The following is a 19482-nucleotide window of genomic DNA, read 5'->3' as shown; positions in this document are numbered from 1 at the left end:
GCGGTTCGGATCGATCACGTCCCCGATCGTTTCGAGCCGCGCGTGGTGGTGGTGGGGACAGCGGTGTTGCGCTGCTCGGACGGATCACGTCTGGAGGATGATCCCGAGCCGCACACGGTGGTGGTCGGGACAGCTGTGCCGTGCGGTTCGGATCGATCACGTGCTCCGGACGCCCGTTCCGAGCTGGACCTACGGTGGTGTGGACGCCTGTCGTACGCCTCGGGTCGATCACCTGTCGAACGGCCCGAGCCGTACCCCTTGGCGGTCGGGGCCGCGCTGGCGTGCTGTTCGGACTGATCAATTCGGGAGATCAGTCCGAGCCGCGCACCAGGGCGGTGCGGGCAGCAGCGGCGCGCTGCTCGGGTTGATCACCGTCGAAGAGATCAGTCCGAGACGCGCACAACCTGAGCGGGGCCGCTTTGGCGTGCTCCTCGGACCGATCATCTCGGGGCCGGGGCCGGGGCCGGGGCCGGGGCCGGGGCCGGGGCCGGGCGACAGTCGGTCGTCGGGCAATCGCGGCTCCCGGCCGTTCCGGGCGACTCCCCTCGAGCAGGAGCGGGCGGGTGTGGGGCTGTCGGCCGCGGCGTGGGGCAGGATCGAGCCGTGCCCCACCGCCCCTACGTGCTGCTCTCGGCCGCGATGTCGGTGGACGGCCGCATCGACGACACCGGGCCGTCCCCGCTGCTGCTCTCCGACGCCGCCGACCTGGACCGCGTCGACGAGGTGCGGGCGGGTGTCGACGCGATCCTCGTCGGCGCCACCACCCTTCGCCGCGACGACCCGCGCCTGCTCGTGCGCTCCGCCGAGCGCCGGGACGCCCGGGTGGCGGCGGGACGGGGGCCGGACCCGCTGAAGGTCACGCTCACCGGTTCCGGCCACCTCGATCCGTCCGCGCGGTTCTTCACGCTGGGCGCGGGTCCCAAGCTCGTCTACGCCGCGACGCCCGCGGTGGACGCGGCCCGCCGGGCGGTGGGCGGGGTCGCGGAGGTGGCCGACGCCGGCGCGCCACTCGACGTGCGCCGGCTGCTCGCCGACCTGCGCGCCCGTGGCGTCGCGCGGCTGATGGTGGAGGGCGGCACTGCCGTGCACACCTTGTTCCTCACCAGCGGCGTGGTCGACGAGCTGCAGCTGGTCGTCGCCCCGTTCTTCGTCGGGGACGCCGACGCGCCCCGGTTCGTGGGGCCGGGCCGCTTCCCGCACGACGCGGCGCGGCGCATGCGGCTGGCCGAGGCGCGCCCGATCGGCGACCTGGTGCTGTTGCGCTACCTCCTGGAGGGCGCGTGAACGACCGCGCGCTGCTGGCCCGCGCCGTCGAGCTGGCCGGTCGTTGCCCGCCGTCGGAGACCGCGTTCTCGGTGGGGGCCCTCGTCGTCGACGCGGCGGGCGAGGTGCTCGCCGAGGGATGGTCGCGCCGGCGCGACCCGCACGACCACGCCGAGGAGTCGGCCCTCGCCGACCTGGGGGCAGGCTGGCGCGCGCCGCCGGCCACGACGGTCTACAGCTCGCTCGAACCGTGCAGTGCACGCGCCTCCCGCCCGCGGAGCTGCTCGGACCTGATCCTCGCCGCGGATGTCGACCGGGTGGTGTTCGCCTGGCGGGAGCCGAGCCTGTTCGTCGACGGCGAAGGCGCCGAGCTGCTCCGCGCCCACGGCGTGGAGGTGGTGGAGCTGCCCGAGCTCGCCGAGGCCGCCCGCGCGCCGAACGCGCACCTGCTGCATTGAGCCGCACATTGGAGCCGTACTGCTGTTTTCTCGGCCTCGGTTTCAGCAGCACGGCTCCAAGGTGCGGTCTGAACGCTCGGCTGCGGCGACCGGCGCGACCGGTGTCGGAGCGCGTCGCTACCCTCTTCCAGGTGCTGACCAGGATGTCGTCGTTGTTCCTGCGGACCCTGCGCGAGGACCCGGCCGACGCGGAGGTGCCGAGCCACAAGCTGCTCGTCCGCGCCGGCTACGTCCGCCGCGCCGCGCCGGGGATCTACACCTGGCTGCCGCTGGGTCTGCGGGTGCTGCGCAACGTCGAGCAGGTGGTGCGCGAGGAGATGGACGCCATCGGCGGCCAGGAGATCCACTTTCCCGCTCTGCTGCCCCGTGAGCCCTACGAGGCCAGCGGTCGCTGGACCGAGTACGGGCCCCTGCTGTTCCGCCTCAAGGACCGCAAGGGCGGCGACTACCTGCTCGGACCCACCCACGAGGAGCTGTTCACGCAAGTGGTCAAGGGCGAGTACTCGTCCTACAAGGACTACCCGGTGACGCTGTACCAGATCCAGAACAAGTACCGGGACGAGGCGCGCCCGCGCGCGGGCATCCTGCGTGGCCGCGAGTTCCTCATGAAGGACTCCTACTCCTTCGATCTCACCGACGAGGGCCTGGCGGAGTCCTACCAGCGCCACCGCGACGCCTACGTGCGCATCTTCGACCGGCTCGGCCTCGAGTACGTCGTCGTGAAGGCCACGTCCGGCGCGATGGGCGGCTCGGCGTCCGAGGAGTTCCTCGCGGTCGCGCCCACCGGCGAGGACACCTACGTGCGCAGCGCCGGCGGCTACGCGGCCAACGTCGAGGCCGTCACCACGACCGCGCCGCCCGCGCGGCCGGTCGAGGGCCTGCCCGCCGCCCAGGCCCACCACACGCCCGACACCCCCACCATCGACACGCTGGTCGATTTCGTCAACGCCGCCGACCTCGGTCGCACGTTCACCGCGGCCGACACGCTCAAGAACGTGCTGGTCAAGACCCGGCTCCCGGGCACCGGCGAGTGGACGCTGCTGGGGATCGGCGTGCCCGGCGACCGCGAGGTCGACATGAAGCGCCTGGAAGCGGCGCTGGAGCCCGCCGAGGTCGCGCTGCTCGACGAGGCCGACTTCGCGGCCCACCCGTTCCTCGTCAAGGGCTACATCGGCCCGGCGGCCCTGGCCGCCAACGGGGTGGCATACCTCGTCGACCCGCGCATCGTCCCCGGCACGGCCTGGGTCACCGGCGCCGACAAGCCCGACCACCACGTCGTCGACCTCGTCTGCGGCCGCGACTTCACCCCCGACGGCACGATCGAGGCCGCCGAGGTGCGCGAGGGCGACCCCGCGCCCGACGGGTCCGGTCCGCTGGAGGCCGCCCGCGGGATCGAGATCGGGCACGTCTTCCAGCTCGGCCGCAAGTACGCCGACGCCGCGCAGCTCGACGCGCTCGGCGCCGACAGCAAGCCGGTGCGCATCACGATGGGCTCCTACGGCATCGGCGTCTCCCGGCTGGTCGGTGTGATCGCCGAGCAGAGCCACGACGCCTCCGGCCTGATCTGGCCGCGCGGGGTCGGGCCCGCCGACGTCCACGTCGTGGTCGCCGGGAAGAGCGACGAGATCGCGGCGGGCGCCGAGCGGGTGGCCACCGAGCTGGACACCGCCGGCGTCCGGGTGCTGCTCGACGACCGCAAGGCCTCGCCGGGCGTCAAGTTCGCCGACGCCGAGCTGATCGGCGTGCCCACGATCGTCGTGGTCGGGCGGGGGCTGGCGAACGGCGTTGTCGAGGTGAAGGACCGACGCAGCGGTGAACGGCAGGAGATCGGCGTGGACGAGGTCGTCGCTCACCTCGTGGAGCTGACCGGCACCCGCTGAGCGGCGACCGGTCTGGTCGTGGCCGCTGTAGGCGTGGTCGACTGGACGGGTGCGACGGTGCCCCGGATCCGGTGACGCACCGGACCCGCATCGTCACCACCTGCAACGACGCTGGTGCGGCGGGAACCGTGGATCACGGGCCCCGTACCGTTCGCGTCGTTCGGCTGCTGTTCTGCACGACCGTGATCGTCACCTGGCCGGTGGCGGACGGGCCGCCGCGCCGTCCGTCTGCGGCTGCCGCGGGGGAGGTTGAATCCGAGTGGACTTCGACGCGCTGCGGGCCGCCGTCGTGCCCGGCGCGGGTGTCGTCGGGCGTTGGCCCGGCGTGATCTGCGTGGCCGAGTGCGCCGACCGGCACGTCCTGCGCCAGCTGCTCGAGGTGTGCGCGAGCGCATCCGGCGCAGAGCCGGGTCGCAACCTTGCGCGCAGGCTCGCCGGGTGGCTCGGTGGGCCGGACGCCCCGGGCGACGGGCTGCGGTTCGGCACGGTCGCGGTCACCGGCGGCGATTCCCGGGCCCGCGGTGAGCAGTGGGCGGTGTTCCTCTACGGGTCGGTCGGGCTTGTCGTGCCCGATCGCCAGGTGGCGCTGTCGGGTGCGCAGTCCGTGGCCTGGACCGACCGGCTGCTGCCGCGCCCCGACTCCCCGGTCGTGCTCGCGCTCGAAGGCGGGCCGATCCCGCCGGGCGTCGTCGACGGCGTCCACGATCTGCGGGACGGCGTGGTCCCGGCCGCGGGTGTGGTGCTCGTCCCCGGCGGCGATCCCGGCTCCGCCGCCGTCACGGACGAGGTGTCGCGCAACCGGCCGGACGACACGCGGTGGCCCGAGGCGGGCCCCCCGGAACGCCCGCGGTGGGACCCCGAGCCGTCCACCGCGCCCGCGGAGGGTCTCTACCCGGGCGACACCCCTGGCAACGGGGTGCCGACCCGCACCACCTTCGACACGATCGACGGCGGCTACGGTCGCTACGACGGTGCTGGATCCGAACGGCCCAACGGGAACGGCAGCGGTCGCGCCCACCTGCGGCCCGTGCCCTCCAACGGCGTCGCGCACCGCGGCTGGGCGCAGCGACGCGGTTCCTCCCTGGACGTCGACCGCGACCATGACAAGCGCGACCAGGACGCCCGCGACCAGGACGCCCGCGACCAGGACGCCCGCGACCAGGACGCCCGCGACCAGGACGCCCGCGACCAGGACGCCCGCGACCAGGACGCCCGCGACCGGGACGTCGCCGCAGAACAGCGCGTCGGTGATCAGGCTCAGGACGATCCGGCCGAGACGACGACCCAGCCCTCGGACCGTCCCGACGAACGGGTCCCCCCGCCCGATCGGGAGGAGCCGCGCGGTCCGGAGACCACCTCGCCCGGGATCGTCGACGACCCCGGCACGGACCGATCCCACAACGGCCGTCCCCCGGGAGACCGTCCTCACAACGGCCATCCCCGCAACGGCCGCAACGGCCGCAACGGCCACCGCCCCAACGGCGTCGGCTACGGCCTGCTCGGGGGAGCCGCCGAGGCGCTCCCGCGTGAGACGGACCGCAGCCCGTGGAGCGACGGGCGCGACCTGGGCAGGCCGGACCGGATCGAGGGGTGGTTCGCCACGCGCGACGACTCGGGCACCGAGGCCGATCTGAGCGCCATCGGCCCCACCGAGATGCGCCGGCGCCGTCACGGCCGGCCCGAGGACGACACCGCCCACGAGGATCCGCCGGCTTCCGAGGGCCCCGCGGTCGAAGAGGGAGAGGGAGAGGGCGAGCTCGACCGGTCCGGTGACGAGTACAGCGACCAGGGCGAGCTCAGCCGGCCCGGCGGCGAGTACGCCGACCAGGGTGGGTTCGGCACCGGATCGGGCGAGGACGACCGCGCCGAGCCGGTGTCCGAGGCGGACCGGCGCCCGGTTCCGGACGCCACGGACCTGGACGACGCCGCGGACGGCACGCCGCGCCTGGGAGTGCCGCGTGCCGCGGACGCCCCGCCCGCGGCGGATCCGCACGCGACCCTGTCCGACGCCGACGCCCCGCACACCATGGCGCTGCGGTCCGAGGCACTGCGGTCCGAGGCACTGCGGTCCGAGCGGATCCTCGGTGTCGCACCCGGCGAGGCGGACCGCCCCGCGCTCGACGACGGGCCGGCCACCGGCGGACTGGCCGTCGACGACAGGCAGGACGGGCAGCAGGTCCGCGGGTACCTGTGCCCCCAGGGCCACCTGAACGACCCGCGCGCGGAGTTCTGCGGGCTGTGCGGGATGCGGCTGGAGGAGCAGTCCGGCCCGCCCACGCCCGGTCAGCGGCCCCCGCTCGGCCTCCTCGTGTTCGACGACGGCGCCACCTACACCGTCGACGCGGAGTACCTCATGGGCCGCATGCCCGAGGCCGACGTCCGCGTCACCTCCGGGAGCCTGCGCCCGCTCGCGCTCGAAGACACCTCGGGCGCGGTCTCGCGCGTGCACGCCCAGATCGTCGTGGACGGGTGGGACGCGCTGATCGTCGACGCCGGCTCGCGCAACGGCACGTTCGTGTCCCCGCCGGGCGAGCAGGTGTGGACGCAGCTGCCCGCAGGGGAGACCCACCGGCTCGTGCCCGGCACCCGCGTGCGCATCGGTGGCCGCAGCTTCCAGTTCGAGCTGCCGGCGGGCGGTCGCTGAGTGCTGCCGGTCGTGCCGTCACCGGAGAGGAAGGACACCGGGTGGACCTGACGACCGCGCCTCTGCCCACGGCGGTCGCCGACTACGAGGTCCTGCACATGCTCGGCGAGGGCGGGCACGGGCGGTGCTACCTCGCGCGCCCGCCCGCCCGCCTGGGGCTCGACGAGCCGGTCGTCGTGCTGAAGGTGCTCGCCGACCGCGTGGGGGAGCACGCCTTCACCTGCGGGGTCCGCGAGCTGCGCGCCGTGTGCGCGGTGGGGTCGCCCTACGTCGTACGCGTCTTCGACGCCGTCTGGGAGGACGTCGTCGTCTACGCGATGGAGCACCTCCCGCTGGGGTCGCTGAACGATCCGGGCCGCCCCCTCGCGCGCATCGAGGTGCTCACGGCACTGGAGCACGCGGCGCGGGCCGCGCACGACCTGCACGAGGCCGGGATCGCACACGGCGGGATCCGGCCCGGCAACGTGCTGCTCGAGGAGACAGGCGGGATGCTCGGCGGGCGGCTGTCGGATCCCGGGCTCGCGCGCGTGCTGACGCCCGGCGCGGCCGTCACCGGCACGGGCCGCGTGGACGCGCTGGAGTTCACCGACCCCGCGCTGCTCGCCGGCGCGGCCCCGTCCCGCCGCTCGGAGGTCTGGGCGCTGGGCGCCACCATCCACCGGGCCCTCACCGGTGCGAGCCTGTACGGCCGGCCGCTCGGCCCGCAGCCGCTGGAGGCGATCCGGCAGGTCTTCTCGACCCGGCCCCAGGTGCGGCCCGGGCTGGAACCTGCGGAGGGCGCGCTGGTGCGTGCCTGCATCGCCGAGGACGGCGTCCGGCTCGCGAGCGCCGTCGACGTGGCCGACGCCCTCGCGGCGCTGCGCTCCCTGCCCTGAGCGCCCAGCGCGCTCCGGACATCCGTCAGCCGGGGAGGTAGGACAGGCGCACCGAGCGGACGGGGTTGTCGCCGTTCGTGTCGACCAGGCACACCGACTGCCAGGTGCCCAGGGCCGTGCTGCCGTCCAGGACCGGCACCGACATCGAGGGCGCGACGATCGCCGGCAGGACGTGGTCGCGTCCGTGGCCGGGGCTGCCGTGCCGATGCGACCAGCGGTCGTCGGCGGGGAGCAGGTCGCGCAGCGCGGCGAGCAGGTCGGTGTCGCTGCCGGCGCCGGTCTCGATCACCGCGAGGCCCGCCGTGGCGTGCGGCACCCACACGTTCAGCAGCCCGTCGCCCGCGCCCGCCGAGCGCAGGAACGCGGCGATCTCGTCGGTGAGGTCGACGACGGCCTCGCGGCCGCCCGTCCGGATCTCGATCAGCTGGCTGTCCACCGTCGTAGTGTCCCCTCCTGTGCGCACTGCATTCGGACAGGAGTTCGACGTCCCCGACGGGTACCTCAACACGGCCGGCATCGGCATCCCGCCCGCCCCTGCCGGTATGGCCGTCGCCACGGCCGTCGCCGGCTGGCGCGCCGGTGCCGGGCGGCCGGGCGAGTTCGACGAGCCGGTGGCACGGGCACGTGCGGGGTTCGCCGACCTCGTCGGCGTCACCGCGGATCGTGTGACGATCGGGCCTGCGGCGTCCGCCCTCGTGGGGTTGGTCGCGGCCGTGGTGCCCGACGGCACCCGCGTGCTCGCCGCCGCGGGCGAGTTCACCAGCGTCACGTGGCCCTTCGCTGCGCAGGCCGACCGCGGCGTCACGGTCACCGAGGTCGACCTCGGTGAGGTGGGTGAGCGGGCGGGGGAGTTCGACCTCGTCGCTGTGAGCGTCGTCCAGTCCGCGGACGGGCGCGTGGTCGACCTGGACGCCCTCCGGTCCGCCCGCGGCGGCGGCACGCGGGTGCTCCTGGACGCCACCCAGTCGCTCGGCTGGCACGACGCCGACCTCGCCTGGGCCGACGCCGTGGTCGCCGCGGGCTACAAGTGGCTGCTCAGCCCGCGGGGCGTGGCGTGGATGGCGGTGCGGCCCGACCTGCCGACGCGGCCCCACTCTGCCGGGTGGTACGCGGGCGCCGACCCGTGGACGTCCATCTACGGGCTGCCCATGGACCTGGCCGCCGATGCGCGAGGCCTGGACACGTCCCCGGCCTGGTACTGCCACGCCGGCGCCGCGGTGGCACTGCCGTGGCTGGCCGGCCTGGACCGCGCCGCCGTGCACGCCCACTGCACCGGCCTCGCCGACACGGTCCGCGCCGGGCTGGGGATGGAGCCGGCAGGCTCCGCGATCGTCTCCGTGCGTCGTGAGGACGCGGGTGAGCAGCTCGCAGCCGCAGGCATCGTCAGCGCGAACCGCGCCGGCGCGTCCCGCCTCGCGTTCCACCTCTACAACACCGAGGCCGACGCGGCCCGAGCCCTGGACGCCCTCACCTGACTCCCCCGCCCCGCGATTCGGGCCCTCCGCCGCGCGAGTCGTGCGCGGGCATCCCGCGAGTCGGGTCCCCCGCAGCGCGAGTCGGGCTCTGGCGACCCGCGAGTCGGGCTCCTCGCCCCGCGAGTCGGGCCCTCTGACGACCCGCGAGTCGGGCGCCGGCGCCCCGCGAGTTGCGTGCTGGGCCCCGCGAATCGTGCGCTGGGCCCCGAATTGGGCCCTGAGCCTGCGGGCGCGTCGTGCGCCGGCGAGTTGGACCCTGAACCGAGTGAGTCGGGCGCTGAGCGCGCTCCGCGAGTCGGGGTCTGGGGGTGTGCGAGTCGCGGTCCAGGTGCGGAGGAATCGCGCCCCGAGATGCAACGACCACGGACTTGGCTGCGCCGACGGCGCGACACCCGTGCACCGCGGCCACAACTGGCGGCGGCAGGGCCACAACTGGCGGCGGTAGGGCCGCGATTCGCGGGGGTAGGGCCGCGATTCGCGGGGGTAGGGCCGCGACTCGCGGGGGTAGGGCCGCGACTCGCGGGGAGAGGGCGGGAGGGGCGCGGTTCGCGGGGGTGGCGTCGCGACTCGCGGGGGTGAGGGTCGCGACTCGCGGGGACAGGGGCGCGGTTCGCGGGGTGGGGGTCGCGACTCGCGGGAGGGGGTGGGAGGGGTGGGGGCGCGGCTCTCGGGTCAGGGGCGGCCTGGGAAGACCGGGATCGCGGGTGGGGTGCCCACCACCGCGCGCCAGCGGGCGCACCGCAGGGTGCCGGAGTTGAGGGCGTTCATCGCGGCCTGGCGTAGGCCCCGGTCGTCGGTGCGTTCCATCACGGAGCGCCAGGCCGCGAGGGCGTCGGACTCGGCGACGACGGCGAGTGCCCCCGCGGATGCGCTGTCGGTGACGGGCTGCGGTGTGCGGTACGCCGGTTGGGCCGATACCGGCGGGGCTCCCAGCTGCGACAGCGTCTGCTCGATCAGGTTGCGCAGATCGCGGTGCGCGTCGTCGTCATCGCGGGCCCGTTCCTCGTCGGAGCCGCTGAGGAACGCCACGGCGAGCGTGTAGCTCCAGACGGCCGCGTGCTCGGCGGCGAGTGCGTTCTGCAGGGCGGCGATCGCGGTCTCGTCGATTCGGGTCCCGGTCGGCACGGTGATCATCTGCGGGTTGTTCACGACAGCACCTCCGCGTAGGTGCCGCAGCACGCGGCGACCGATGCCACGAGCCCGGTCCTCGCCGCCGGCAGGCCTAGCGCCACGTCCGTGGCCGCCTGCCCGGAGGCCAGGACGGCCTGCCGGACGTCGGCGAGGCCGGGTTGCGGCGTGGTCGGTGGGGGTGGGGGGCCGGGCGTCGGGCGGCCCGGGTCGAGGCGCGCGACCTCGGCATCGAGCGCCGTGGCGTGCTCGGTGCGCGCGTCGACGAGCGGCTGCAGTGATTCGGCCAGCTCCGGATCGGCGGCCACGGCCGCCGCGGCGAGTGCGGCGTCGGCACGGGCGGCGTCGGCGAGGGCGATCAGCGGATCGGGCTCGTCGGAACCGGATCCGGGTATCAGGGAGCAACCGGCCAGCGCGGGCGGGACGAGCAGCAGCCCGGCGAGCAGGCGCCGCCGGCTCCAGACGGTCCGCGGGTCCTGGCCGGCCGGCACGGTCGCCGCCGGGGGCGTTGCTGCCACCGCGTTCACTTCTCCGATTGCCTCCGCTTCGCTCCGGCGGGCCCGCGGGCCCGCCGGACACCGCCTTGCTCCTCCGGTGCCCGGTCGCGGCCGCGTTCGCCAGGCGCAGATCCTGCCAGGCGGCCCGCGCGGGGCGCCGGGTGCCGGGGGGTGCACGGGCGGTAGCGGGCTGCCCGGGTCCGGGAAGGGGCGCGATACCCTGACAGACCCACCGCGCACGTCCGATCGACAGGACGGTGGTCACCGAACGAGCAGGAGTACACGCGATGCCCTCCCCCCACCCCGCGCAGGATCCCGGGCCGCCGCCCGGCGAGCTGCACGGCGTGCTGGAACCGATCGTCGCGGACGCCGGATTCGAGCTGGACCAGCTGGACGTCCGGGCCGCAGGGCGCCGGCACACCGTCAAGGTGGTGGTCGACTCCGACGACGGCGTCGGGCTGGACGACATCGCCGCCGTCTCGCGGGCCGTCGCCGGTGAGCTGGACCGCCACGAGCACCTGCTCGGCGGCTCCTACACGCTCGAGGTCACCTCGCCCGGTGTCGATCGGCCGCTGACGAGCGCGCGGCACTGGCGACGGGCGTACCTGCGCCAGGTCGCGGTCCGCCTGCACGACGGTTCCACGTTCACCGGCCGCGTCGGCCGTGCGGGCGAGGAGGCGGTCACGGTGCTCGTCGACGGGCAGTTGCGCGAGGTGCCTTACGCCGACGTGGCCCACGCCGGGGTGCAGGTGGAGTTCCGGCAGGCGCCGGCGGCCGAAGTGGCGCAGCTTTCGGAGGAGGAGACGGCGTGAACGTCGACATCGCGGCGCTGCGCACGATCGAGCGCGAGAAGGACATCCCGTTCGACACGGTGATCGAGGCCATCGAGACGGCGTTGCTCACCGCGTACAAGCACACCGACGGCCACCAGCCGCAGGCGCGGATCGACATCGACCGCAAGACCGGGTCCGTCCGGGTCATGGCCCAGGAGCTGGGCCCCGACGGCGTCGTCGACACCGAGTGGGACGACACCCCCGAGGGCTTCGGGCGCATCGCGGCCACCACGGCGCGGCAGGTGATCGTGCAGCGGCTGCGCGACGCGGAGCACGAGCGCACCTACGGCGAGTTCGCGGCGAAGGAGGGCGAGATCGTCGCCGGCGTCATCCAGCGCGACGCGCGCGCCAACGCCCGTGGCGTCGTGCTCGTGCAGCTCTCCGGCGAGACCGAGGGGGTGTTGCCGCAGGCCGAGCAGGTGCCGGGTGAGCGCTACGAGCACGGCGAGCGGATCCGCTGCTACGTCGTGGGTGTCACCCGGGGAATGCGCGGGACGCAGATCACGTTGAGCCGCACGCACCCCAACCTCGTGCGCAAGCTGTTCGCTCTCGAGGTCCCCGAGATCGTCGACGGCTCGGTGGAGATCATCGCCGTCGCCCGGGAGGCCGGTCACCGCTCCAAGATCGCGGTGCGCTCCACGGTGTCCGGGGTCAACCCCAAGGGCGCGTGCATCGGCCCGGTGGGCGCGCGGGTGCGCGGGGTGATGAGCGAGCTGGCCGGGGAGAAGATCGACATCATCGACTGGGACGAGGATCCGGCCACGTTCGTCGGCAACGCGCTCTCGCCGTCGAAGGTGGTGTCGGTCACGGTGCTGGACGCCCGCACGAAGACCGCGCGCGTCGTCGTACCGGATTTCCAGCTCTCGCTCGCGATCGGCAAAGAGGGCCAGAACGCCCGGTTGGCGGCCCGGCTCACCGGGTGGCGGATCGACATCCGCAGCGACGCCGACCCCCGCGGGGCCCTCGACGCATCCGAGACGGAGTCGGTCGGCTGAGCAGGCGAGCGCACCGCGAGGGGGAAGTGGGCGTGGGGGCTGCGCTACACTCCAGACCGGTCCACCGTTCGGGTTCGGCCGTCGCTCGACCGACTCCCGCAACGGATCAACGATCCGTGGCGGGACCAGTCAGAACGTGCGTCGGATGCCGGAGCCGGGCTGTGGCCGACGGTCTGTTGCGGGTCGTCGCGGTGAACGGGGTGCTCACCCCGGACCTGCGGCGCCGGCTCCCCGGGCGCGGTGCATGGCTGCACCCCGCCCCGGAGTGCCTGGACCGTGCCGAGCGTCGCTCGGCGTTCCCGCGGGCGCTGCGCGTCCCGGGTCCGCTGGAGACCGCGCCGGTACGGGCCCACATCACGGCAATGAGCACGGACGGATCCCGGGAGACACCCGGGTCCGGCACACCAGGAAGCAAGGTCGACCCGTCATGAGCCAGTCGTGAAGATCGCACCATGAACGTGCTTCGACACTAGGTTCGAGGTCGAGCGGGACCGCCGCCCGGCCTCCGGAAACAAGGAGTGCAGTGGCAGGCAAGGCCCGCGTGCACGAGCTCGCGAAAGAGCTCGGCGTCAGCAGTAAGCAGGTCCTGAGCAAGTTGCAGGATCTGGGTGAGTACGTGAAGTCCCCGTCCTCGACCGTCGAGGCCCCGGTCGCCCGCAAGCTCCGCGAGTCCCTCGCGGGTGGCGGCGACTCCGGTGGCCGCCGGTCCGGCGGGGGCCGTCCGCGTCCGGGTGGTGCACCCACCCCGGGCGCCGTCCCGTCCCGCCCGTCCCCGCCGTCCGGTGGTGCGGTTCCGGGCCCGCCCCGGGAGCAGGAGCGCCCGTCCCCGGCCGACGGTCCACGTCCCAGCGGCCCGCGCCCGGGTCCGCGTCCGGGTCCGGCGCCTGCGCGTCAGGAGCCCGCCCAGCCGGAGCCCCGGCCGGAGCCCCGGCGTCAGGCACCGCCGGCCGGCGAGCCCGAGCGGCCCGCGGCGCAGAGCCCGGCCGCCCCGGCGCAGCAGCGCCCCGGCCCGCGTCCGGGTCCGCGCCCCGCGCCCACCCCGGAACCGCAGCAGCCTGCGGCCGCAGCGGCCGACGCCGGGGTCGTCCCGCCGCGTCCGTCCGCTCCGCGTCCGGGTCCCCGCACCCCGCGGGTGGGCAACAACCCGTTCGGTGTCGGCTCGGGCGCCCCGCCGCGCCCGGCGGCGCCACGTCCCGCCCCGCCCGGTGGTGGGCAGGCACCCGGTCAGGGTGGTCAAGGTGGCCAGGGGCAGGGCCAGGGCCAGGGCCAGGGCGGTCCGCGCCCCGGTGGTCCCCGTCCCGGTGGTCCCCGTCCCGGCGGTGAGGCCGGTCGTGGTGGCCCGCGTCCGCCGTCGCCCGGCAACATGCCTCCGCGTCCGAACCCCGGCATGATGCCGGCGCGCCCGGCCGGTGGCCGTCCCGGAGGCCCCGGTGGGGGTCGCGGCGGTCCCGGTGGTCGTCCCGGCGGTCCCGGTGGTCCGGGCGGTCGCCCGGGCGGTCCCGGTGGTCGTCCCGGCGGCGGTGGCGGCGGTTTCCGTCCCGGTGGCGGTGGCCCGCCGGCCGGTGGTTTCCGTCCCGGTGGTGGCGGTGGCCGTCCCGGTGGTGGCGGTCGTGGTCGCGGCGGTGCCGCGGGTGCGTTCGGCCGTCCCGGTGGACCGGCGCGCAGGGGTCGCAAGTCGAAGCGGCAGAAGCGCCAGGAGTTCGACTCGATGCAGGCCCCCTCGGTCGGCGGCGTCCGCCTGCCGAAGGGCCAGGGCGAGACGATCAAGCTCCCGCGCGGCGCCTCGCTCACCGACTTCGCTGACAAGATCGGCGCCAACCCGGCCTCGCTGGTGCAGGTGCTGTTCCACCTCAACGAGATGGTCACGTCCACGCAGTCGGTGTCCGACGAGATCCTCGAGCTGCTCGGCAGCGAGATGAACTACGTCGTCCAGGTCGTCAGCCCCGAGGAGGAGGACCGCGAGCTGCTCGACAGCTTCTCCATCTCCTACGGCGAGGACGCGGGCGGCGACGAGGACCTGGTCATCCGGCCGCCGGTCGTCACGGTCATGGGTCACGTCGACCACGGCAAGACGCGCCTGCTCGACACCATCCGCAAGGCGAACGTCATGGAGGGTGAGGCAGGCGGCATCACCCAGCACATCGGTGCCTACCAGGTCGTCACGGAGCTCGATGGCTACGAGCGCCCGATCACCTTCATCGACACCCCGGGCCACGAGGCGTTCACCGCCATGCGTGCCCGAGGCGCGAAGTCCACGGACATCGCGGTGATCGTGGTGGCCGCCGACGACGGCGTCATGCCGCAGACGGTGGAGGCGGTCAACCACGCCCAGGCAGCCGACGTGCCGGTCGTGGTCGCGATCAACAAGATCGACAAGGAGGGGGCGAACCCCGACAAGATCCGCCAGCAGCTCACCGAGTACAACCTGGTCGCCGAGGAGTACGGCGGCGACACGATGTTCGTCGAGATCTCGGCACGCGAGAACGTCAACATCGACAAGCTGCTCGAGGCGATCCTGCTCACCGCGGACGCTTCGCTGGACCTGCGGGCCAACCCCGACATGGAGGCCCAGGGCGTCGCGATCGAGGCTCACCTCGACCGTGGCCGTGGTCCGGTGGCCACGGTGCTGGTGCAGCGCGGCACGCTGCGCATCGGTGACTCGATCGTCGCGGGCGATGCCTCCGGGCGCGTCCGGCGGATGTTCGACGAGCACGGCGGCGACATCATCGAGGCCTACCCCTCGCGTCCCGTGCAGGTCATCGGGTTCACCTCGGTGCCCGGCGCGGGCGACACGTTCCTCGTCGTCGACGAGGACCGGGTGGCGCGCCAGATCGCCGACCGGCGCCGGGCCCGCGAGCGCAACGCCGAGCTGGCGTCGCGTCGCAAGCGGGTCAGCCTCGAGGACCTGGACGCAGCGCTCAAGGAGACCAACCAGCTCAACCTGATCATCAAGGGCGACAACTCGGGTACGGTCGAGGCCCTCGAAGACGCGTTGATGCAGCTGGACGTGGGTGAGGACGTCGAGCTCCGCGTGATCCACCGCGGAGTCGGTGGCATCACCGAAGGCGACATCAACCTCGCCATCGCCGACAACGTCATCGTCCTGGGCTTCAACGTCCGGGCCGAGGGCAAGGCCACGGAGCTCGCCAACCGCGAGGGCGTGGAGATCCGGTACTACTCCGTGATCTACCAGGCCATCGAGGAGATCGAGCAGGCGCTCAAGGGCATGCTCAAGCCGGAGTACGAGGAGGTCGGGCTCGGCACCGCGGAGATCCGCGAGGTCTTCCGGTCGTCGCGGTTCGGCACGATCGCCGGTTGCCTCGTGATGGGCGGTGTGATCCGGCGCAACGCCCGGGCACGCCTGCTGCGCGACAGCGTGGTGGTGGCGGACAACCTGTCGATCAGCTCGCTGCGACGGGTGAAGGACGACGTGGTCGAGGTCCGCGAGGGCTTCGAGTGCGGTCTCACGCTCGGCAACTTCAACGACATCAAGCAGGGCGACGTCATCGAGACGTTCGAGATGCGCGAGAAGCCGAGGAGCTGACGCAACGCGGGGGCCGGCCGGGAACGGCCGGCCCCCGCCGCGTCGGGTAGCCATGTTCGTGGGAGCTCTGGAGCTGGACGTCCTCCTCGGGGACGTCCACTCCCTCAAACAGAAGCGGTCGGTCGTCCGGCCCGTGCTGGCCGAGCTGCGCCGCAAGTTCGAGGTGGCTGTCGCCGAGGCGGGCCACCTCGACCTGCACCGGCGTGCGCTGCTCGGGGTCAGCTGCGTCGCGGCCGAGTCCCGGCACGTCACAGAGGTGCTCGAGCGGTGCGAGCGGCTCGTCGCCGCCCGCCCCGAGCTCGAGCTCCTCTCGGCCCGGCAGCGCATGCTGGGTCCCGAGGACGAGTAAGAGGAGAGGCGAGATGGTGGACCAGGCCCGCGCGCGGCGGCTGTCCAAGCGGATCACGCAGATCGTGGCGGCTGCCTTGGAACACGAGGTGAAGGACCCGCGCCTGAAGATGGTGACCATCACCGCCACCCGGGTCACCGGGGACCTGCGCGAGGCCACCGTCTACTACACGGTGCTCGGCGAGACCGTCGACGCCGACCCCGACAGCGCCGGTGCGGCGGCTGCCCTGGCCAGCGCCACCGGTGTCCTGCGTTCGTTGGTGGGAGCGGGCACCGGGATCCGGCACACGCCCTCGCTGGCGTTCGTGCCCGACGTGGTGCCCGACGAGGCCCGCCGCATGGAGGAGCTCCTCGCGCGCACCCGGGAGTCGGACGCCGAGGTGGCCCGGCTGGCGGCCGGCGCCCACCCGGCGGGAGACCCGGATCCGTACCGCGCACCGCGGGAGCGCGACGAGGCCGACGAGACGTGAGCGAGCCGGACCCCGCGATGCAGCGCGCCTTGGCCGTGCTCGAGGCCGACCGCGCCCTGGCGCGCAGGGTGTCCGACGCCGCCGAGGTCCTCGTCGGCGCCACGCAGGTCACGTTGCTCGCGCACGTCGACCCGGACGCCGACGCGCTGGGCAGCGCGCTGGCGCTCGGCATCGCCCTGCGCCGCCGGGGCGCAGAAGTCGAGGTGTCCTTCGCGAGCCCGGACCGGGTGCCGGAGTCGTTGGCCGCGCTCGACGTGCTGGGCCTCGTGGTCGCCCCGGACGCGGTCTCGGCCGCCCCGGAGGTGTTGGTCTCCTGTGACGCGGCGGAGCCCGCCCGGCTCGGGTCGCTGGCCCGGCTGCTGGACACCGCCGGCTGCACCGTCATGCTCGACCACCACGGCACCAACCCCGGCTTCGGTGAGATCCAGGTGCTGGATCCGGCCGCGGAGGCCACGGTGGTGCTCGCGCACCGGGTGCTCGTCGAGATGGGTGCGCGGCTCGACGCCGACGTCGCCCGCTGCCTCTACGCCGGGCTCGTCACCGACACGCGGGGTTTCCGGACCGCGGGCGCCGACGCGCACCGGCTGGCCGCCGAGCTGGTGGAGGCCGGCGCGCAGCCGGCCGTCCTGGCGCGGGCGCTGATGGACGAGCACCCGTTCGCCTGGTTCGCGGGGCTGTCGGCCGCGCTCGGGCGGGCGGTGCTCGAGCCCACGGGTCTGGTGCACACCACGATCCCGCTGGAGGACGTCCGGCGCTTCCGGCCCGAGGAGATCGACAGCGTCGTCGACGTCCTGCGCACCGCGCAGGAGGCCGAGGTCGCGGCGGTCCTCAAGCAGGTCGCACCGGCCCGGTTCGTGGTCTCGCTGCGTTCGACGGGCAGGGTCGACGTCGCCGCCGCGGCCACCGCGCTCGGCGGCGGTGGGCACCGCGCCGCTGCCGGGTTCACGCGGGAGGGCACCGAGCAGGAGGTCCTCGCGGGGATCCGCGCGGCTCTCGTCTAGTGGCGAGGGCTACGCACGTGCAGCGGCTGCAGAACATGACCGGCCGACCGGTCGGGCCCGCCCGATACGGTGGCGCCGTGACGAGCGGAGGGCATTCGATGACGTCCGACACCCCGGCCACCGGAGCCGACGGGCGGTCCGCGCGCCGGGCCTTCCTCGCGGCGGCGGTCCGGCGCCCGGCGACGATGGGTGCGGTCGCGCCGAGCTCGCCCCGGCTGGGCGCGGTACTCGCGTCGGTGGTGCCGCGCACGGGGAAGCCGGTGGTGGTGGAGCTGGGCCCCGGCACGGGAGCGGTGAGTGCCGTGATCGCCGAGAAGCTGCCCCCGGACGCCCGGCACCTCGCCGTGGAGCTGGACCCGGACATGGTCGGCTACCTGCGCCGCACCCGCCCGAACCTCGAGGTCGTGCCGGGCAACGCCGCCGACCTCGGGGACCTGCTGGCCGAGCGCGGCATCCCGCGGGCCGACGCCATCATCTGCGGGCTGCCCTGGGCCCTGTTCGACGACGCCACGCAGACGCGCCTGCTGAGCGAGATCAGCCACGCCATCGGCGACACCGGCGCGTTCACCACGTTCGCCTACCTGCACGGGATGACCCTCTCCGCCGCCCGCCGGTTCCGCCGGACCCTGCGCTCCACCTTCGAGGAGGTGCAGGTCACCGCCACGGTGTGGCGCAACCTGCCACCCGCGTTCGTCTACGTGTGCCGGCGGCCGCTCGCGCCACGGGGATGACGGCCGCGTCCGACCGGGTGCCGCTGCGCGAGGTGCTGCGGCTCGCCGCGCCCGCGCTGCCCGTGCTGGCGGCCGAGCCGCTCTACCTGCTCGTCGACACCGCGGTGGTCGGGCGCCTCGGCGCGGTGTCACTCGCAGGGCTGGCCGTCGCCGCGGTGGTGTTCGCCCAGGTCACCAGCCAGCTGAACTTCCTGTCCTACGGCACCACGGCCCGTGCGGCCCGGTTGCACGGCGCCGGCCGGAGCGGGGACGCGGTCGGCGAGGGCGTGCAGGCCACCTGGCTGGCTCTCGGCGTCGGGTTGCTCGTGCTCGGGGTGGGGCAGCTGCTGGCCCGGCCGGTGGCGGAGGTCCTCGGTGACGGCGGCGCGATCGCCGATGCCGCCACGTCCTGGCTGCGGGTGGCCCTGTGGGGGGCGCCGATGGTGCTGGTCACGCTGGCCGGCAACGGCTGGATGCGGGGTGTGCAGGACACCGCGCGGCCGCTGCGCATCGTGCTCGCCGGCAACGTGCTGTCGGCGGTGTGCTGCCCCGTGCTGGTGCACGGACTGGGGGAGTGGCCCGGCCTCGGCCTGGTCGGGTCGGCCTTCGCGAACGTCGCCGGACAGTCGGTGGCCGCCACGCTGTTCCTCGTCGCGCTGGTACGGGCGGCGCGGGCGGAGGCGGTGTCGCTGCGCCCGGCACCGGTGGTGCTGCGCGCGCAGCTCGCCCTCGGGCGCGACCTGCTCGCCCGCAGCCTCGCCTTCCAGGCGTGCTTCCTGTCGGCGGCCGCGGTCGCCACGCGGTTCGGGGCCGCAACAGCCGCCGCGCACCAGATCGTGCTGCAGCTGTGGTTCTTCCAGGCGCTCGTGCTCGACGCGGTGGCGATCGCGGCCCAGGCGCTGGTCGGCGCCGCGCTCGGCTCGCCCGATCGGGGTGCGCAGCGGGCGCGGGCGCTCGCCGGCCAGGTGGCCCGCTACGGGCTGGTGCTCGGCATCGGGTTCGGGGTGCTGTTCGCGGCGCTGATCCCCGTGCTGCCGCCGGTGTTCACACCCGACCCCGCGGTGCTGGCGGTCGTGCCGATCGCCTGGTGGTTCTTCGCCGCGATGCAGCCGGTTGCCGGGGTGGTGTTCGCCCTGGACGGGGTGCTGCTCGGCGCGGGGGACGCGGCGTTCCTGCGGACGTCCACGCTGGCGGCGGCCGTGATCGGGTTCCTGCCCCCGATCTGGGCGTCGCTGGCATTCGGGTGGGGCCTTGCGGGCATCTGGTCGGGTCTCACGGCGTTCATGCTGCTCCGGCTCGTGGCCGTGGGGTTGCGTGCCCGCAGCGACCGGTGGATCGTCACCGGCGCGGTCCGCGCCTGA

At 74.5% G+C, this 19482-nt stretch carries 18 protein-coding genes; 15 read left to right on the top strand and 3 right to left on the bottom strand.

From position 1 onward, the window contains the following. Positions 1-603: 603 nt before the first annotated feature. The 5 genes from CFP66_RS50320 to CFP66_RS17605 all read left to right on the top strand — a co-directional run bounded on the left by CFP66_RS50320 (position 604) and on the right by CFP66_RS17605 (position 7120). Positions 604-1284, top strand: coding sequence for a dihydrofolate reductase family protein (locus CFP66_RS50320; protein WP_094925368.1), 681 nt, complete (start codon positions 604-606; stop codon positions 1282-1284). Next, a complete protein-coding gene (locus CFP66_RS50315) occupies positions 1281-1721 on the top strand; it encodes a dCMP deaminase (protein ID WP_094925366.1) in 441 nt (146 codons plus the stop codon). Before CFP66_RS50320 ends, CFP66_RS50315 begins: the two co-directional genes overlap by 4 nt. A 131-nt stretch (positions 1722-1852) precedes the next feature. Then, positions 1853-3601 carry a proline--tRNA ligase gene (locus CFP66_RS17615; RefSeq protein ID WP_094925597.1) on the top strand — a complete coding sequence of 583 codons (1749 nt, stop codon included), beginning with the start codon at positions 1853-1855 and terminating at the stop codon, positions 3599-3601. A 259-nt stretch (positions 3602-3860) separates the two neighbouring features. Continuing rightward, positions 3861-6245 carry an FHA domain-containing protein gene (locus tag CFP66_RS17610; RefSeq protein ID WP_094925364.1) on the top strand — a complete coding sequence of 795 codons (2385 nt, stop codon included), beginning with the start codon at positions 3861-3863 and terminating at the stop codon, positions 6243-6245. Between the two features lie 41 nt (positions 6246-6286). After that, complete coding sequence (locus tag CFP66_RS17605) at positions 6287-7120, top strand: protein kinase (protein WP_198961511.1); 834 nt, start codon at positions 6287-6289, stop codon at positions 7118-7120. 25 nt (positions 7121-7145) lie between these two features. Here the strand turns inward: CFP66_RS17605 and CFP66_RS17600 are convergent, their stop codons facing one another. Then, the gene (locus CFP66_RS17600) at positions 7146-7556 is read right to left on the bottom strand and encodes a secondary thiamine-phosphate synthase enzyme YjbQ (RefSeq protein ID WP_094925362.1); all 411 of its coding nucleotides are present in this window, start codon (positions 7554-7556) and stop codon (positions 7146-7148) included. Between the two features lie 19 nt (positions 7557-7575). Between CFP66_RS17600 and CFP66_RS17595 the strand changes: the two genes are divergently transcribed. Then, positions 7576-8595: an aminotransferase class V-fold PLP-dependent enzyme gene (locus CFP66_RS17595; protein WP_094925360.1), complete on the top strand. Its 1020-nt coding sequence runs from the start codon at positions 7576-7578 to the stop codon at positions 8593-8595. A 672-nt stretch (positions 8596-9267) separates the two neighbouring features. Here the strand turns inward: CFP66_RS17595 and CFP66_RS17590 are convergent. Together CFP66_RS17590 and CFP66_RS17585 are read right to left on the bottom strand one after the other, a co-directional pair. Continuing rightward, the gene (locus tag CFP66_RS17590) at positions 9268-9744 is read right to left on the bottom strand and encodes a ferritin-like domain-containing protein (RefSeq protein WP_233159504.1); all 477 of its coding nucleotides are present in this window, start codon (positions 9742-9744) and stop codon (positions 9268-9270) included. Beyond that, on the bottom strand, positions 9741-10241 hold the full coding sequence (locus tag CFP66_RS17585) for a hypothetical protein (RefSeq protein ID WP_143517285.1): 501 nt from the start codon (positions 10239-10241) through the stop codon (positions 9741-9743). The genes CFP66_RS17590 and CFP66_RS17585 overlap by 4 nt, the downstream gene beginning before the upstream one ends. A 266-nt stretch (positions 10242-10507) precedes the next feature. On the opposite strand from CFP66_RS17585, the gene rimP reads away from it, so the two are divergent. The 9 genes from rimP to CFP66_RS17540 all read left to right on the top strand — a co-directional run bounded on the left by rimP (position 10508) and on the right by CFP66_RS17540 (position 19482). After that, complete coding sequence (gene rimP, locus CFP66_RS17580; protein ID WP_094925356.1) at positions 10508-11032, top strand: ribosome maturation factor RimP; 525 nt, start codon at positions 10508-10510, stop codon at positions 11030-11032. After that, the gene (gene nusA / locus CFP66_RS17575) at positions 11029-12048 is read left to right on the top strand and encodes a transcription termination factor NusA (RefSeq protein ID WP_094925354.1); all 1020 of its coding nucleotides are present in this window, start codon (positions 11029-11031) and stop codon (positions 12046-12048) included. The genes rimP and nusA overlap by 4 nt, the downstream gene beginning before the upstream one ends. A gap of 161 nt (positions 12049-12209) precedes the next feature. Then, positions 12210-12479 (top strand): YlxR family protein, encoded by a 270-nt coding sequence (locus tag CFP66_RS17570; protein ID WP_233159502.1) that lies wholly within the window; start codon positions 12210-12212, stop codon positions 12477-12479. 92 nt (positions 12480-12571) lie between these two features. Beyond that, entirely contained in the window at positions 12572-15592 is a 3021-nt protein-coding gene (gene infB / locus CFP66_RS17565; protein WP_094925350.1) for a translation initiation factor IF-2, read from the top strand. 52 nt (positions 15593-15644) lie between these two features. Then, positions 15645-15941, top strand: coding sequence for a DUF503 domain-containing protein (locus tag CFP66_RS17560; RefSeq protein ID WP_094925348.1), 297 nt, complete (start codon positions 15645-15647; stop codon positions 15939-15941). Positions 15942-15954: 13 nt separating this feature from the next. Next, entirely contained in the window at positions 15955-16410 is a 456-nt protein-coding gene (rbfA, locus tag CFP66_RS17555) for a 30S ribosome-binding factor RbfA (RefSeq protein WP_094925346.1), read from the top strand. A 17-nt stretch (positions 16411-16427) separates the two neighbouring features. Further along, a complete protein-coding gene (locus tag CFP66_RS17550; RefSeq protein ID WP_094925590.1) occupies positions 16428-17411 on the top strand; it encodes a bifunctional oligoribonuclease/PAP phosphatase NrnA in 984 nt (327 codons plus the stop codon). 98 nt (positions 17412-17509) lie between these two features. Further along, entirely contained in the window at positions 17510-18142 is a 633-nt protein-coding gene (locus CFP66_RS17545; RefSeq protein ID WP_094925344.1) for a class I SAM-dependent methyltransferase, read from the top strand. Then, on the top strand, positions 18139-19482 hold the full coding sequence (locus tag CFP66_RS17540; protein WP_094925588.1) for an MATE family efflux transporter: 1344 nt from the start codon (positions 18139-18141) through the stop codon (positions 19480-19482). Before CFP66_RS17545 ends, CFP66_RS17540 begins: the two co-directional genes overlap by 4 nt.

The organism is Pseudonocardia sp. MH-G8 (assembly GCF_002262885.1).
In the GTDB taxonomy this organism is placed as follows: Bacteria; Actinomycetota; Actinomycetes; order Mycobacteriales; family Pseudonocardiaceae; genus Pseudonocardia.
The sequence above is the reverse complement of the archived record's forward strand: the minus strand, read 5'-3'. Positions and strand labels throughout refer to the sequence as shown.

What these genes read in the sequence shown, in the direction of transcription:
- rimP (WP_094925356.1), top strand. Translation starts at nt 10,508, where the DNA reads ATGCCCTCCCCCCACCCCGCGCAGGATCCCGGGCCGCCGCCCGGCGAG.
- CFP66_RS17560 (WP_094925348.1), top strand. Translation starts at nt 15,645, where the DNA reads ATGTTCGTGGGAGCTCTGGAGCTGGACGTCCTCCTCGGGGACGTCCAC.
- rbfA (WP_094925346.1), top strand. Translation starts at nt 15,955, where the DNA reads ATGGTGGACCAGGCCCGCGCGCGGCGGCTGTCCAAGCGGATCACGCAG.
- CFP66_RS17550 (WP_094925590.1), top strand. Translation starts at nt 16,428, where the DNA reads ATGCAGCGCGCCTTGGCCGTGCTCGAGGCCGACCGCGCCCTGGCGCGC.
- CFP66_RS17545 (WP_094925344.1), top strand. Translation starts at nt 17,510, where the DNA reads ATGACGTCCGACACCCCGGCCACCGGAGCCGACGGGCGGTCCGCGCGC.
- CFP66_RS17540 (WP_094925588.1), top strand. Translation starts at nt 18,139, where the DNA reads ATGACGGCCGCGTCCGACCGGGTGCCGCTGCGCGAGGTGCTGCGGCTC.